Source organism: Chromobacterium sp. CCUG 30098, assembly GCF_059916605.1.
The window spans coordinates 61,360-74,780 of sequence record NZ_JAUCGS010000005.1 but is presented as its reverse complement, the minus strand read 5'-3'; the positions used below and the strand labels follow the sequence as shown (position 1 = coordinate 74,780).

The window sequence follows — 13,421 nt, the reverse complement described above, 5'->3', positions numbered from 1 at the left end:
TCGGGGCGTAGCGCAGCCTGGTAGCGCACCTGCATGGGGTGCAGGGGGTCGGAAGTTCGAATCTTCTCGCCCCGACCAAAGAATTCCAAAAGTATCAAATATTTAAAAGCTCTGCGTTTGCAGAGCTTTTTTTATTTTCCCCTCCAAATATTAGAAATCCTTCTAATTCCATCCCCTTCAATGAGTCGAGTTCGGCGGGCGATTTTTATTGCCCGATAGACGGCGGCGAACCATTTGTTTCTGCGCCTGCCGTATTCCTGTGGCCGCCGCGGAGATGCGCGGCGGCGTATCGCCGACTTTTGTGAGGATTGCCATGTTGCATGTAGTAGCCGTGATTACCGCCAAGCCGGGCCAGCGCGCCGTGATTTTGCGCGAGTTGAATGCGATCGTGCCCCTGGTGCGCGAGGAAGAGGGCTGCATCGAGTACGGCCCGGCGCTGGACCACGCGGATTCGCCGCAGCCATATGGCGCGGACAGCCTGGTGGTGATAGAGAAGTGGACCAGCAAGGCGGCCTTGGACCGCCACCTGGACGCGCCGCCGCTGCGCGCCTTCGTCGCCGCGACCGAGGGCGCGGTGGCCGGCCTGGCCGTGCATGTGCTGAACCCGGCCTAAGAACCTGTTTACGACCTGCTACGCGTCGGCGATGCGGCGTTGAAAACCGCCTAGAAATGCTCATGCACCACGAGTGCATTCCGCTTTCTCAGCGGTTTTCGCCTTGTCTCGCCCTCGCTCGCGAGACGCTGAACAGACCCAAACGCTGCTTACCGTTCCCCGCCGGCCTTGCCGGCTATTTTTCTGGGCGGATGTCGGTCAGAGGCGCTTCGATGGGCAGCCGTTGCAGCTCGCTGTTGAAAAAGCTGCGCTCGCCGCGCCTCAGCGACGGCAGCAAGGCCTGGAGGCGGGACAGCGCGTCCGCGGCCTCCCGGCCGGCGCCTTGCTCATGCAACAGGAACCAGGCGGCTTCCAGCAATAGATTGGCTTGTTGCAGAGGAGGGAAGGCGGCGTTGCCGGCGAGTTGCTCGTCCAGCGCCAGGACCGCCGCCGAGGACCAGCGACTGAAGCCCTTGGCCGGAGACAAGGAGGCGTGCAAGGGCTGCAAGGCCGCGATGGCGTCTTCCAGCGCCAGCGGTTGCTGGGCGCGGAAGGCCGAGAGGCTGCGCGAACGCGGCGGCGGGCAGTTGCCGCGGGCGATGCGCAGGATGAAGATCAGATTCCAGGCTGAGCCGCTGCCGTAGCCGAAGCGGTCGCAAATCCATTCGGACAGCCCAAGCCAGCGCATCGCCTGCAACTGCACCGCGCCCACGCGTTGCTCGCGTTCCGGGTCGACCAGCCCCTGCTGCCAGAACAGCCACAAGCACCAGCCGATATTGGCGGCCACATGTTGGGCGGCGTCGATGGAGTCCGCCTCGTAAGCCGCTTCCAGCGCGCCGCTCAAGGCTTGCAGCGCCGCGCCGGCCTCGTCCCGTTGGCGCGCGGCGCCGGCGCCGCTGGTGGCGGCGTGCTTGTGCAGCAGGGCCAGCAGGTTCAGGCATTCGAAGCGCACGCGCGGGTTGTAGCGGAAAACCGGCTGCAGCTCCGGCGAGGTTTGCAGGTGTTCCAGCGCGGTCCGCGCCGCGTCGGCGTCGCCTTGGGAGTAACGCTCCCAGGCTTTGACGATGCAGGCCATCGCGGCGAAGGTGGGATGGGCGTGATGGACGCTGCCGGCGTCCAGCACTCGGTCCAGCCGCTTCAGCGCGCTGCGGCTGCCGTCCAGTTGAGCGCTGCGGCGCAGGGCCAGGCTTTCTTTCATCAAGGCCAGCGCTTGCTGAAAATCGTCTCCGGCGACTTGACGCGCGACGTGGAAGGATTCCGCCACCTGGCGGCTGGGGCGGCGTCCGAAGCCGTCGTATTCGTCGCGGATGGCCTGCGCCATCTGTTGCCAAAAGCGCATGTCGCGCATCAGATAGGACAGATCGCCGGCCGAGCTTTCCGGTTTTTCCCGTCGAAGACCGAGGAAGTGCTCCAGCCAATCCCGCTCCACCTCGACGCCGCCGGCGCGGAAACGCAGCCGCGAGGCCATGTCGGCCGTCAGCCAGAACGGACCGCGGCTGCGTCCGTTCAGCGGCAGGGTGTCGATGGGCCGGCCGCGCGCGGCGCCCCAGCCGGCCTGCACGCCCCAGCGGGCGAAGTCGGCGAACGCGCGCGAGATCAGCATGCGGATATTGTTCTGGCCGGGAAAGCCTAGCCGCAGGGCGGCGGCGGACACCGCGCCGTCGCCGAACTGCTGAGCGTGCCAGAGCCGGGTCAGCAGCCAGACGGATTGGCCGCGGGCGGCCTCGCCCTTGACGCGGTAGGGGGCGGACAATTCGATTTCGATGAGGTCGGGAGCTTCTGTCATGGTTGGAATGGGGGCTGAGCAGGAGGCCGGCAAGGCGGGGAGCGCTTGCCGGCGAGGGGGCGATGTCGCCGCGGGGCGCTTACCACAGCCGGTCGATGTCCCCCGGATGGAGCGCGATCTCGCAATCTTCGAAACGCGACGCCAGCCGCCTGGCCTTGTCGCTGAAAAAGCAGGCCATGGTCGCCTTGTCGAACTGGCTGCTGGGGAAGGGCGCGGCCGGCGTGCCGCCGATCAAGACGGCGCCCGGCAGTTCGCTCCAGCCGCAGCTTTGGTAAAAGCGCCGCAGGGGGCGGTCGCAAGTGAAAATGCCGAGATCGGCGCCGTTGGCCTGCATGGTTTCGCGCGCGGAGGCGGCCAGCAGCCGGCCCAGGCCGCGGCTGCGGTCCTCGGGCTGGGTGACCATGCAGCTGATGCCGCTGGCCTGGAAGTCCTCGCCGGCGTGGCGCAGCGTTTTGTTGAGGATGTCCAGCGCCGACAGCACCCGGCGGTTCTCCACCAGCAGCAGCGACAAGGGCGCGAGCGCCGGGTCGTGGATGGGCTCGGGACCGGCCGGCGGCTCCCCGGGCCAGGCCAGGCTTTGCAGCGCCAGCACTTGCATGCGCAGTTCCGCGGGCACTTCCGCTTCGGGGAAGATCAGTATCTCCATCGGCTGGCTCTCCTCGCAATGGACGGGTATGGTCGAGCTATATGATAACAGCCGCCAAGGGCGCGGGAGAGAGACAGTCATGGCGGAAACGACGGCCGGCCCGCGGGCGGCTTGGGATGCCGAGAGCCGGGCCACCTGGGAGGTGGCGCGGCGCTACCACGAGTGCTGGCGCGCGCGCGACGCGCGGGCGGCGCTGGCCTTGTTTCATCCGGAAGTCGAATACTGCGATTTCTACCGCAATCTGACGCTGACTTACGCCGATTTGCCGGCCTATCTGGCCGAGAGCATGCCGGACGGCGGCAAGGAGAGTTTGCAGCACACCGACCGCATCCGCGTCGACGGCGACACCGCCTTCATCCAATACCGCTATGTGATCCGGCTGGCCTCCAGCGGCAAACTGGCCAGTTTTCAAGGCGGCGAGGCGATCCGGGTGCGGGACGGCCTGATCGTCTCCGTCCATGAGTACTGTACGCCGGTGCGTTTGAGCGGGGAGCGGGCCGGCGATCGCATCGGCTTGAACCCGCAGCGGCTGGCGCGGCTGCTAGCGGACCTGCAAGCCTATTTCGCCGAACAGCGACCCTATCTGGACTGCGAGCTGAGCCTGGGCCAGGTGGCGCAGGCCACCGGCTACACCCGCAATCAGATCTCCCACGTCTTGAACCAGGCGCTGGGCCTGAGCTTCTACGCCTGGCTCAATCAGCAACGCGTCCGCCATCTGCTGGCGCTGCCGCGGCCGCCGGCCGCTCCGCTGGACATGGCCTTCGCCGTGGGCTTCAAGTCCGCCTCCACGTTCTACAAGGCTTTCCGTCTGGAAACCGGCACCACGCCGCAGCGCTACTTTTTCGCCGATTCCTAGCGGTCCCGCGCGCACGACGCGGCGCGGGCGCCGGCTTAGTCTGTTCGGGTCCGCCCCAGGTTCGGGGCTATCGCCAAGGAGTATTCATGGGGATCGAGTCCCAAGCCTGTCTGTGGCTGGATCAAAGTCCCGCGGCGCGGTCCTGGCCGCCGTTGACGCAGTCGGCCCGCTGCGACGTGGCGGTGATCGGCGGCGGCTACACCGGCCTTTGGACGGCTTACTACCTCAAGCGCATGGCGCCGGAGCTGGACGTGGCGGTGTTGGAGGCGGAAACCTGCGGCTACGGCGCGTCCGGACGCAACGGCGGCTGGCTGATAGGCGGGTTGGCCAATCAGGACGTCCATTTGCTCAGTCTGGACGGCGAGCGGCGCGAACACGCGCGGCGGCGGCTGTTCGGCATCGTCGACGAAGTGGCCGCGGTGTTGGCGCGCGAAGGCGTCGAATGCGATTTCGCCCATGGCGGGGTGCTGTACGCGGCGGCGCGCTATCCGGAGCAGGAAGCGATGGGACGGAACTGGCTGCACGAGCTGCGGCGGGCGGGCCACGGCGAGGCCGACTTCCGTTGGCTGGACCACGAGGAAGCCCGGGCGCAGCTGGGCGCGAGAGACGTGCGCGGCGGGGTGTTCTCCCCGCATTGCGCGGTGGTTCAGCCGGCCCGGCTGGCGCAAGGCCTGGCGCGGGCCGCGGCGCGACTGGGCGTGCGCATTCACGAGCATAGCCCGGTGCGCCGGCTGGCTCCCGGAGTGGCGGGGCTGGACGGCTGCGACTTGAGCGCGGACGTCATCGTGCCGGCGCTGGAGGGCGCGGCCGGGCAGTTTTCGCGTTTGGGCCGTTGCCTGCTGCCGGTGCAGAGCCTGCTGCTGGCCACCGAACCGCTGTCGGCGGCGCAGTGGGACGAGATCGGACTGGGGCGCCGCCAGGCTTTCGGCGATTTGAGCCGGATGGTGACTTACGGCCAACGCAGCGCGGACGGTCGCCTGGTGTTCGGCGCGCGCGGCGGTTACCGGCTGGGCGGCCGCGCGCAGTGGGACTTCGACCCTAACGGCGCCGAGTTCGCCTGGCGCGAGCGCTTGCTGCGTCGGCTGTTCCCGGCCTTGGGCGCGACGGCGGCGCCCTACCGCTGGGGCGGCACGCTGGGCGTGGCGCGCGCTTTCACGCCCTACGCCTTGTTCGACCGGCGCGCCGGCATCGCCATGGCCGGCGGCTACGGCGGCGAGGGCGTGGGAGCCGCCAATCTGATGGGGCGCACGCTGGCGGAATTGATTCTGGAGCGCGACGGCGATCTGGCTTCCATGCCCTGGGTCATGCCGGAAGGGCGTTTGGAGCGGGTGCGCCGCTGGGCGCCGGAGCCGGTGCCGTGGCTGGGTTATCACCTGGTGCGCAGCGCTTACGGGCTGGAAGAGAAACTGTGCGCCGACGGGAGCGCGCCGGCCTGGGCCCGGCGCGGCGCGGGCAAGCTGGCGGCGGCCCTGGAGGCTTTGCTGGCCTGATGGCCGGCGCGCGATATCGGGAGAACATTCATGTGGCGACGCATTGGGGTGGGGATCTGGGTCTGCTGCCTGGCCGTTCCGGCGCAGGCGGCCGAAGAGAAGGTGCTGAACGTCTACAACTGGAGTCATTACATCGGCAAACAGACCTTGCGGCGTTTCGAGAGCGAGACCGGCATCAAGGTGCGTTACGACGTATACGACAGCAATGAAATCCTGCAAGGCAAGTTGCTGACCGGCCGCAGCGGCTACGATGTGGTGGGACCGTCGATGAGCTTCCTGGCCAATCAACTGGCGGCGGGCGCCTTCCGGCCGCTGGACAAGGGCAAGCTGCCCAATTACCGCCAACTGGACCCGGCGCTGCTGCGGCAACTGGCCGCGGCCGATCCCGGCAACCGTTACGCGCTGCCCTATCTGTGGGGCACCACCTCGGTGGCCATCGACGAAGACCGGGTGAGGCGGGCGCTGGGCGGCGCGCCGCCGCCGGCCGACGCGCTGGCCCTGTTGTTCGACCCGGCTTACGCGTCCAAGCTGCGCGGCTGCGGCGTTTCCATGATGATGTCCCCCAGCCAGGTGGCGGTGCAGGCCTTGATCTATCTGGGCAAGGACCCTGGCCGGAACCGGCCGGAGGATCTGCCCGCCGTCGCCGGCCTGCTGCGCGCGGTCCGGCCCTATGTGCGGGTGTTCACCTCCACGCCCATCAATGATCTGGTCAACGGCGAGCTTTGCGCGGCGATGATCTATTCCGGCGACGCCTACATCGCCGCGCGTCGCGCAGGCGAGGCCAAGAGCCCGCGCAAGATCCGCTACCTGCTGTCGCCCAAGGGCGCGGAGTTGTGGGTGGACACTTTCGCCATCCCCAAGGACGCGCCGCATCCGGACAACGCGCATCGCTTCCTCGATTTCATGATGCGGCCGGAGGTGATGGCGGAAATCAGCAATGAATTGTTCTATCCCAACGCCTTGCCGGCGTCGCGGCCTTTGCTGGATGGCGCGCTGACGGCGGACCGCAACCTCTATCCGGACGCGGCCGGCATGAGCAAGCTGCGCGGCCAGGGACGGGTGCCGCCGGCGCTGCAAAGGGAGCGGGTGAGGCTGTTCAATCAGTTCAAGAACAATAGCTATCGCTGAAGTGCTCCGAGGGCCGGCCCAGCAATTGGGCCGGCGTGCGGCCGAAAGTCTGTCGGAAGGCGGCGATGAAGGCGCTGGGGCTGTCGTAGCCGCAGCGCCAGGCGGCGGCGCCGACCGGCTGGCCGGCCGATAGATATTCCAGCGATTTCAACAGCCGCAGCCGACGGCGCCAGGCCTGGAAGCTGAGGCCGGTCTGCTCCGGAAACAGACGGCTCAGGCTGCGTCCGCTGAGGCCGGCCCATTGCGCCCAGTCGTCGCGCGAGCGCGGGTCTTCGGGGGCCTCCGTCAGCGCGTCGGTGACCCGGCGCGCGCGCCGGTCTTGCGGCAAGGGCAGGCTCAGGCGCAAGGGCGGGCAGTGTTCCAATTCATCCAGCAAGACCTCCAGCAGCCGCTGTTCTCTGGGAAGAGGCGGAGCGGAAAAATCCAGCGCGCGCCGCATGATGGCGGGCGGCAGCGCGTCGCAGGAGATGGCTTGCGCGTCGGCCGGCAGCCGCGCGCAGGCCGCGGCGGCGAAGTGCAGGCTGATGCCGTCTATCAGGCCGTGGCGGTGCGAGGCGTGGCGCACGCCGGGAGGAATCCAGGCCAGGTGGCCGGGCGGCAGCCAGAGCCGGCCGCCGTCGGTGGCGATGTTCAGCACGCCGCGGCGCAGCAAGCTGAGCTGGCCGCTGTCATGGCTGTGCCAGGCTTCGGGGTCGGCGTCGTCGTGACGGATGCGGGCGGCGGCGAGCAGCATGGTTTGGCCTGTTTGAGATATTGAATGACATTGTAGCGATAACGCGCCATCAGCGCCGGGACGGATACTGGCCATTGTGGCGGGACGGGCTTCGGCCGCGCCGCCCATCGTCGATACCACCCCTCTATAAGGAGTCAAACCATGCAAGACAGCGCTATCGCCGTGGTGCGCGAATTATTCGAATGCGCATTGCTGCGCCCGGAACTGGACGAAAACCGTTTGGCGAAGCTGGTCCATCCTGATTACCGCCAGCAGGCGGACGGCCGCAGCTTGGATTACGCCGATTTCATCAAGCATTTGCGCCATCTGAAGCAGACGTGCAGCCGGGTCGATCTTGAAATCCTGAGCTGGGCGGAGCAGGGCGAGCGTGTGTTCACTCGCCATCGCGTCGCCGCGGACAAGCGGGACGGCGGCCGGGTGAGCATGCTGGTCATCGCCGAATTCAGCGTGCGAGACGGCATGGTGCGCGCCTGCGACGAACTGACGCATATGCTGAGCGGAACGACCGAGGACCGGGATCTGGGGTCCCGTCACTGATGCGGGCTTGACCGGGTTCGCAAGCGCCCGGCGGCCTGCCGGGGCGGATCGTCGTCCTGGAGGCCGTTGAAGTCCGCGGCGCAGTGAGTGCCGCTTATTGGGGCTTCATCATCCCGGAGCGGATGGCGGCGCAGCGGCGAGGGCAAAAAAAATGGACCCGGCGGGTCCATTTTCATTTGGAGGCGATCGAATCAGGCGTCCGGCACATTCAGCGAGTTGATGCTGAAGCCGGCGTCGACATAAGTGATTTCGCCGGTGATGCCCGAGGACAGATTGGACAGCAGGAAGGCGGCGGTATTGCCCACTTCCTCGGTGGTGACGTTGCGGCGCAGACAGGATTGTCCGGCGGCCATGGCCAGCAGCTTGGAGAAGCCGGAAATGCCGGCGGCGGCCAGGGTCTTGATCGGGCCGGCGGAAATGCCGTTGACGCGGATGCCGTCCTTGCCCAGGCTGGCGGCCATGAAGCGCACCGAGGCTTCCAGGCTGGCCTTGGCCAGGCCCATCACATTGTAGTTGGGGATTGCGCGCACCGCGCCCAGGTAGGACAGGGTCAGCAAGGCGGCGTTGCGGCCCTGCATCATCGGGCGCGCGGCCTTGGCCAGCGCCGGGAAGCTGTAGGCGGACACATCGTGGGCGGTCTGGAAGGCTTCGCGGCTCAGCGCGTCCAGGAAGTCGCCTTCCAGCGATTCGCGCGGGGCGAAGGCGATGGCGTGGACCAGGCCGTCCAGGCCGTCCCATTCCTTGCCGAGATCGGCGAACAATTTATTGATTTCTTCGTCGTTCTGCACGTCGCAGCGGAAAACCAGCTTGGAGCCGAAATCCGCGGCCATTTCACGCACGCGGTCTTCCAGTTTGTCCACCACATAGGTGAACGCCAGTTCCGCGCCTTCGCGATGACAGGCCTGGGCAATGCCGTAAGCGATGGAGCGGTTGGAGATCATGCCGGTAATCAGAATCTTTTTGCCTTGCAGAAAGCCCATTTGGAGTCCTTCTCGGAATAAACAGCTGCGCATTATACCGAAGCCGGGGCGTTTCAGCAGCGGCATTGTCGGCCAGGTAGGACGCTTTCCGGTGGTATATAAGGAAAGAGCGAAGCGCGGAGCGCGCCGCGCGCGCCGGATTTCCGGTTGCCCCGGCACTCCGCGCTTGCTACCATCACACATCAATTGCAGTAGTTGCGCCACCATATAAATAGCGAGGAAACCATGAGCGATCTGATCCACCACGTAAGCGATGACAGTTTCGATACCGATGTTCTGAAAGCCGACCTGCCGGTGCTGGTCGATTACTGGGCCGAGTGGTGTGGTCCGTGCAAGATGATCGCTCCCATCCTGGACGAAGTGGCCAAGGAATACGAAGGCCGCCTGAAAGTGGTCAAGCTGAACATCGACCAGAACGAGCTGACGCCGCCGAAATTCGGCATCCGCGGCATCCCGACGCTGATGATTTTCAAGGACGGCCAGGTTGCCGCCACCAAGGTGGGCGCGCTGGCCAAGAGCCAGTTGACCGCCTTCATTGACAGCCAACTGTAAAGCGTCTATTCTCCAGCAAAATCTCAAAACGGGTAGCGATTGACGCGTTGCCCGTTCCATTTTTACGCCACCCTCCGAATTCAGCGTTCCGCTAAATCGTTACCGAGTCGACCTACGGCTGCTATGCACTTATCTGATCTAAAACATCTTCATGTTTCCGAACTCGTTGAAATGGCCATTTCCAACGAGATCGACGGGGCCAACCGACTGCGCAAGCAGGACTTGATCTTCGCCTTGCTGAAAAACCAGGCCAAAAAAGGCGAGAGCATTTTCGGTGAAGGTACCCTGGAAGTGCTGCCGGACGGTTTCGGTTTCCTGCGCAGCCCGGACACCTCCTACCTGGCCGGCCCGGACGACATCTATGTCAGCCCGTCGCAGATTCGTCGCTTCAACCTGCATACCGGCGATTCGATCGAAGGCGAGATCCGCACCCCGAAAGACGGCGAGCGTTACTTCGCGCTGGTCAAGGTGGACAAGGTCAACGGCGAAGCGCCGGAGAACTCCAAGCACAAGATTCTGTTCGAGAACCTGACGCCGCTGTTCCCCACCGAGCAGTTCAAGCTGGAACGCGACATCCGCGCCGAAGAGAACATCACCGGCCGCATCATCGACCTGATCTCGCCGATAGGCAAAGGTCAGCGCGGCCTGCTGGTGGCGCCGCCGAAGTCCGGCAAGACCGTGATGCTGCAGCACATCGCCCACGCCATCACCGCCAACCATCCGGAAGCGGTGCTGATCGTGTTGCTGATCGACGAGCGTCCGGAGGAAGTGACCGAGATGCAGCGTTCGGTCAAGGGCGAAGTGGTGTCTTCCACCTTCGACGAGCCGGCCACCCGCCACGTGCAAGTGGCCGAGATGGTGATCGAGAAGGCCAAGCGCCTGGTGGAACACAAAAAGGACGTGGTGATCCTGCTGGACTCCATCACCCGTCTGGCGCGCGCCTACAACACCGTGGTGCCGGCCTCCGGCAAGGTGCTGACCGGCGGCGTGGACGCCAACGCGCTGCAGCGCCCGAAGCGCTTTTTCGGTGCCGCGCGCAATGTGGAAGAGGGCGGCAGCCTGACCATCATCGCCACCGCGCTGATCGATACCGGCAGCCGCATGGACGATGTGATCTATGAAGAATTCAAGGGCACCGGCAACAGCGAAATCCATCTGGAACGCCGCATGGCCGAGAAGCGCATCTTCCCGGCGCTGAACATCAACCGTTCCGGCACCCGTCGCGAAGAGCTGCTGATTCCGCAGGACCAATTGCAGCGCATCTGGGTACTGCGCAAGCTGCTCTACCCGATGGACGATCTGGAGGCGATGGAATTCCTGCAGGACAAGATCAAGGCCACCAAGTCGAACCAGCAGTTCTTCGACTCGATGCGCCGCTGAGCGGAAATGCTCGCAAGAATGCCAGGCTGCCAGCCTGGCATTTTTTTTGCCCGCGTCGGCCGGCGTCGTTCAGGCGCCGGCGCGCGGGTTTTTTGTTAATACCGATGGCGGCGCCGACAGCGGGGCCGCGATTTAGCCTAAGATGGAGCAAGAACATCGCCGGCGCGTTGGCCCGGCGAGCGGATGACGGCAGGGGACAATAAAATGTGGTCGATGGAGGCGGGAGAAGCGGCCGACTGGATTGCCGGTCGGCTGTCGGCTTATGACTTTACCGGCAGGGTGGGCGATTTCAGCTTCCGTCCGGCCGACGGCGGGCTGCGGCCGGCGGCGGTGCTGGTGCCGCTGGTGTGGCGGCACGAGGGGCCGACGGTGATGTTGACCCGTCGCGCGGAGAACCTGCCGGCGCACGCCGGCCAGGTCAGCTTTCCGGGCGGCAAGCTGGAGCGGGACGACGGTTCGGCCGAGCGCGCCGCGCTGCGCGAAACGCGGGAGGAGACCGGGCTGGCGGAAAGCCATGTCCGGCTGCTGGGCCGCTTGCCGGATTATGTGACGATTACCGGCTTCGTGGTGACGCCGGTGGTGGGTCTGGTGTTGCCGCCGTTCGAACTCAGCCCGGAGCCGGGCGAGGTGGCCGAGGTGTTCGAGGCGCCGCTGCCGCTGCTGATGGATACCGGCGCCTACCAGCGCCACAGCCATCAGGGCGACGACGGCCAGCTGCGGGCCTATCTGTCGCTGGATTGGCAGCGCCACCGCATCTGGGGCGCCACCGCGGCGATGTTGTGGCTGCTGTCCGACGCCTTGGGCGTGGCCGGGCAGGAGCCGCCGCCGTTCAGATCATGTCCAGATCGTTGAAGAGGATGTTGCGGCCGGCGACCTTGGCTTCGTAGAGCAGGCGGTCGGCGCGCGCCAGCATCAGTTCCGGCGTGTCGTGCGGCCGCCAGTCGGTCAGCCCGCCGCTGAAGGTCACGCTCTGGTCCACCAGCGGGAAGCGGGTCTGGCTCAGCACCACCTGGACCCGTTCCATCACCTTTTGCGCGTCGCGCAGACGCGTGCAGGGGAAAATCACCAGGAATTCCTCGCCGCCCACCCGCGCGCTGATATCGGTGTTGCGCGTGGTGTCGGTCAGCGCATTGGCCACCGCCACCAGCACATTGTCGCCGGCCTGGTGGCCGTGGCGGTCGTTGAATTGCTTGAAGTGGTCGATGTCGAACACCGCGATGGTCATCGATTGGCCGTAACGCTCGCAGCGGCTGATTTCATCTTTCAGCATCATGTCGGCGTAGCGCCGGTTGTACAAATGGGTCAGCGGATCGGTGGCCGCCATTTCGCTCAGTTGCTGATTGCTTTCCTGCAATTGCTGCTCCAACTGCTTGCGGCTGGAAATATCGTAGAGCGCCACCAGCGTGGACGGCGGGGTGCGTTCGCCCAGGGGCCGCAGCGAGACGATGACCCAGAGCCGGCTGTGGTCCTCCAGCTCCAGTTCCATTTCCTGATTCTCTATCTCCTGGCCGGCTTCCAGCCACTGCTCCAGCGGCTGTAGTCGAAAAGGCAGGTTGAGGATGTCCGAATCCTCCTTGGTGCCCGGCGCGCGCGGCGGCAGTTGCAACATGGCGCGCGCCAGCGCGTTGGCCCGCTGGATGCGGCGGGTTTTGGGGTTGACCAGCAACAGCGCCAGCGGCGCGGTGTCCAGGATCAGCTTCGCCTCTCCCTCGCTTTGCCGGATCAGATCGGTGCTGCGGCTCAGCAGGGTGTGCTGGCGCAGATTGGACAGATAGTTGCGCAGGGCCAGCAGCGTCATGCCGGCGATGAACAGCCAGCCCAGCAGGGCCAGCATCGCCTTCTCCTGCACCGAGCGGGTGAAATCCTTGCGGGCGAGGCCCACGGCCACTTGGAAGGGATAGCGGCCGGTCTGGCTCTGGCTGTACAGGCGGGTGACGCCGTCGATATTGGACGGCGCGCTGAATTGCGCCTGATTGCCGTCGCGGCTGAGCAGCTTGGCCGGCTGCAGCGGCCGGAATTGTCGCTCCAGTCCCTTGGGGGGCTTGGGCCAGCGCGCCACCATCAGCTGGCGTTGGTCCAGCACCAGGATCTCCCCGTGCTCGCCCACGGTGACGCGCGAGACTTCGTCCTGGAAAAAATTATTGGCGATGACGCCGGCGGCCATGCCGATGACGTTGCCGCCTTCGTCGCGCAGCTTGCTGGCCAGGACGATGCCGTGTTGTTCGGGATTGTACTGGGCGGCGGTGTAATTGTTTTCCGGGTCTTCGTTGCGATGCAGCCAGCGGCAGAATTCATTGTGAGGCTGGCGCACGATGGCGGCCTGGCGGCTGGTGAAGATGGCCTGGCAGGCGCTGTCTATGATTTCGATCCGGCTCAGATAGGGCGCCAGCTGCAGTTGCTGCTGCAGCTGCTGATACAGCTTCTGCTGTCCTTCCTCGCCGCTTGTGCCGGTGTGAAGCAGGGTCTGGACCTGCGGCAGCTGGCTGCTGCTTTGCAGGATCAGGCCGGCTTCGCTGATGCCGGCGGCCAGCCGTTCCGCCAGCAATTGGCTGAGGCCGTTGGCTTGGCGCAGCGCGTTTTCCTCTTCCTGGTGATAGGTGTTGAGCAGTTCCAGGGCCACCAGCGCCAGCGTGCCGAGCAGGAAGAGGATGGAACCCCAGATCGCATAGCGTGCCGGGCGTTTGTTCCGTTTGCGGAGGTTGAAGTCCATGACGCTCGTTATTGGGGGTTATGAACCAGTT

Annotated in this window: 13 protein-coding genes and 1 tRNA gene; 9 read left to right on the top strand and 5 right to left on the bottom strand. The window is 65.7% G+C overall.

The annotated features are described in order from the left end of the window. Position 1 precedes the first annotated feature (1 nt). Positions 2 to 78, top strand: a tRNA-Pro gene (locus QUG03_RS12845). Between the two features lie 235 nt (positions 79 to 313). After that, positions 314 to 613: a putative quinol monooxygenase gene (locus QUG03_RS12840; protein ID WP_227107613.1), complete on the top strand. Its 300-nt coding sequence runs from the start codon at positions 314 to 316 to the stop codon at positions 611 to 613. Between the two features lie 175 nt (positions 614 to 788). Here the strand turns inward: QUG03_RS12840 and QUG03_RS12835 are convergent, their stop codons facing one another. Then, positions 789 to 2,378 carry a hypothetical protein gene (locus tag QUG03_RS12835; protein WP_500820160.1) on the bottom strand — a complete coding sequence of 530 codons (1,590 nt, stop codon included), beginning with the start codon at positions 2,376 to 2,378 and terminating at the stop codon, positions 789 to 791. A gap of 79 nt (positions 2,379 to 2,457) precedes the next feature. After that, positions 2,458 to 3,024: a GNAT family N-acetyltransferase gene (locus tag QUG03_RS12830; RefSeq protein ID WP_500820159.1), complete on the bottom strand. Its 567-nt coding sequence runs from the start codon at positions 3,022 to 3,024 to the stop codon at positions 2,458 to 2,460. Between the two features lie 79 nt (positions 3,025 to 3,103). On the opposite strand from QUG03_RS12830, the gene QUG03_RS12825 reads away from it, so the two are divergent. The 3 genes from QUG03_RS12825 to QUG03_RS12815 all read left to right on the top strand — a co-directional run bounded on the left by QUG03_RS12825 (position 3,104) and on the right by QUG03_RS12815 (position 6,498). Beyond that, complete coding sequence (locus QUG03_RS12825) at positions 3,104 to 3,880, top strand: helix-turn-helix domain-containing protein (RefSeq protein WP_500820158.1); 777 nt, start codon at positions 3,104 to 3,106, stop codon at positions 3,878 to 3,880. An 86-nt stretch (positions 3,881 to 3,966) separates the two neighbouring features. Continuing rightward, positions 3,967 to 5,370 carry an NAD(P)/FAD-dependent oxidoreductase gene (locus QUG03_RS12820; RefSeq protein ID WP_500820157.1) on the top strand — a complete coding sequence of 468 codons (1,404 nt, stop codon included), beginning with the start codon at positions 3,967 to 3,969 and terminating at the stop codon, positions 5,368 to 5,370. A gap of 30 nt (positions 5,371 to 5,400) precedes the next feature. Beyond that, a complete protein-coding gene (locus QUG03_RS12815; protein ID WP_227107621.1) occupies positions 5,401 to 6,498 on the top strand; it encodes a polyamine ABC transporter substrate-binding protein in 1,098 nt (365 codons plus the stop codon). Here QUG03_RS12815 and QUG03_RS12810 read toward each other — a convergent pair. Beyond that, complete coding sequence (locus tag QUG03_RS12810) at positions 6,476 to 7,231, bottom strand: AraC family transcriptional regulator (RefSeq protein ID WP_500820156.1); 756 nt, start codon at positions 7,229 to 7,231, stop codon at positions 6,476 to 6,478. The genes QUG03_RS12815 and QUG03_RS12810 overlap by 23 nt on opposite strands. A 141-nt stretch (positions 7,232 to 7,372) precedes the next feature. Here QUG03_RS12810 and QUG03_RS12805 point away from each other — a divergent pair, with 141 nt between their 5' ends. Next, a complete protein-coding gene (locus tag QUG03_RS12805; protein WP_500820155.1) occupies positions 7,373 to 7,768 on the top strand; it encodes a nuclear transport factor 2 family protein in 396 nt (131 codons plus the stop codon). Between the two features lie 191 nt (positions 7,769 to 7,959). Here QUG03_RS12805 and fabI read toward each other — a convergent pair whose 3' ends face one another. Next, positions 7,960 to 8,748, bottom strand: a complete 789-nt coding sequence (gene fabI / locus QUG03_RS12800) for an enoyl-ACP reductase FabI (protein WP_488877311.1) — start codon at positions 8,746 to 8,748, stop codon at positions 7,960 to 7,962. Positions 8,749 to 8,973: 225 nt separating this feature from the next. Between fabI and trxA the strand changes: the two genes are divergently transcribed. The 3 genes from trxA to QUG03_RS12785 all read left to right on the top strand — a co-directional run bounded on the left by trxA (position 8,974) and on the right by QUG03_RS12785 (position 11,532). Then, the gene (gene trxA, locus QUG03_RS12795) at positions 8,974 to 9,300 is read left to right on the top strand and encodes a thioredoxin TrxA (protein WP_039755088.1); all 327 of its coding nucleotides are present in this window, start codon (positions 8,974 to 8,976) and stop codon (positions 9,298 to 9,300) included. 123 nt (positions 9,301 to 9,423) lie between these two features. Continuing rightward, a complete protein-coding gene (rho, locus tag QUG03_RS12790; RefSeq protein WP_043591613.1) occupies positions 9,424 to 10,680 on the top strand; it encodes a transcription termination factor Rho in 1,257 nt (418 codons plus the stop codon). Positions 10,681 to 10,863: 183 nt separating this feature from the next. Next, complete coding sequence (locus QUG03_RS12785) at positions 10,864 to 11,532, top strand: CoA pyrophosphatase (RefSeq protein ID WP_500820154.1); 669 nt, start codon at positions 10,864 to 10,866, stop codon at positions 11,530 to 11,532. Here the strand turns inward: QUG03_RS12785 and QUG03_RS12780 are convergent. Next, complete coding sequence (locus QUG03_RS12780; protein WP_500820153.1) at positions 11,510 to 13,390, bottom strand: sensor domain-containing diguanylate cyclase; 1,881 nt, start codon at positions 13,388 to 13,390, stop codon at positions 11,510 to 11,512. The genes QUG03_RS12785 and QUG03_RS12780 overlap by 23 nt on opposite strands. Positions 13,391 to 13,421: the final 31 nt, after the last annotated feature.

Coding starts and splice junctions, on each gene's coding strand:
- QUG03_RS12840 (WP_227107613.1), top strand. CDS start 314: ATGTTGCATGTAGTAGCCGTGATTACCGCCAAGCCGGGCCAGCGCGCC.
- QUG03_RS12835 (WP_500820160.1), bottom strand. CDS start 2,378: ATGACAGAAGCTCCCGACCTCATCGAAATCGAATTGTCCGCCCCCTAC.
- QUG03_RS12830 (WP_500820159.1), bottom strand. CDS start 3,024: ATGGAGATACTGATCTTCCCCGAAGCGGAAGTGCCCGCGGAACTGCGC.
- QUG03_RS12825 (WP_500820158.1), top strand. CDS start 3,104: ATGGCGGAAACGACGGCCGGCCCGCGGGCGGCTTGGGATGCCGAGAGC.
- QUG03_RS12820 (WP_500820157.1), top strand. CDS start 3,967: ATGGGGATCGAGTCCCAAGCCTGTCTGTGGCTGGATCAAAGTCCCGCG.
- QUG03_RS12815 (WP_227107621.1), top strand. CDS start 5,401: ATGTGGCGACGCATTGGGGTGGGGATCTGGGTCTGCTGCCTGGCCGTT.
- QUG03_RS12810 (WP_500820156.1), bottom strand. CDS start 7,231: ATGCTGCTCGCCGCCGCCCGCATCCGTCACGACGACGCCGACCCCGAA.
- QUG03_RS12805 (WP_500820155.1), top strand. CDS start 7,373: ATGCAAGACAGCGCTATCGCCGTGGTGCGCGAATTATTCGAATGCGCA.
- fabI (WP_488877311.1), bottom strand. CDS start 8,748: ATGGGCTTTCTGCAAGGCAAAAAGATTCTGATTACCGGCATGATCTCC.
- trxA (WP_039755088.1), top strand. CDS start 8,974: ATGAGCGATCTGATCCACCACGTAAGCGATGACAGTTTCGATACCGAT.
- rho (WP_043591613.1), top strand. CDS start 9,424: ATGCACTTATCTGATCTAAAACATCTTCATGTTTCCGAACTCGTTGAA.
- QUG03_RS12785 (WP_500820154.1), top strand. CDS start 10,864: ATGACGGCAGGGGACAATAAAATGTGGTCGATGGAGGCGGGAGAAGCG.
- QUG03_RS12780 (WP_500820153.1), bottom strand. CDS start 13,390: ATGGACTTCAACCTCCGCAAACGGAACAAACGCCCGGCACGCTATGCG.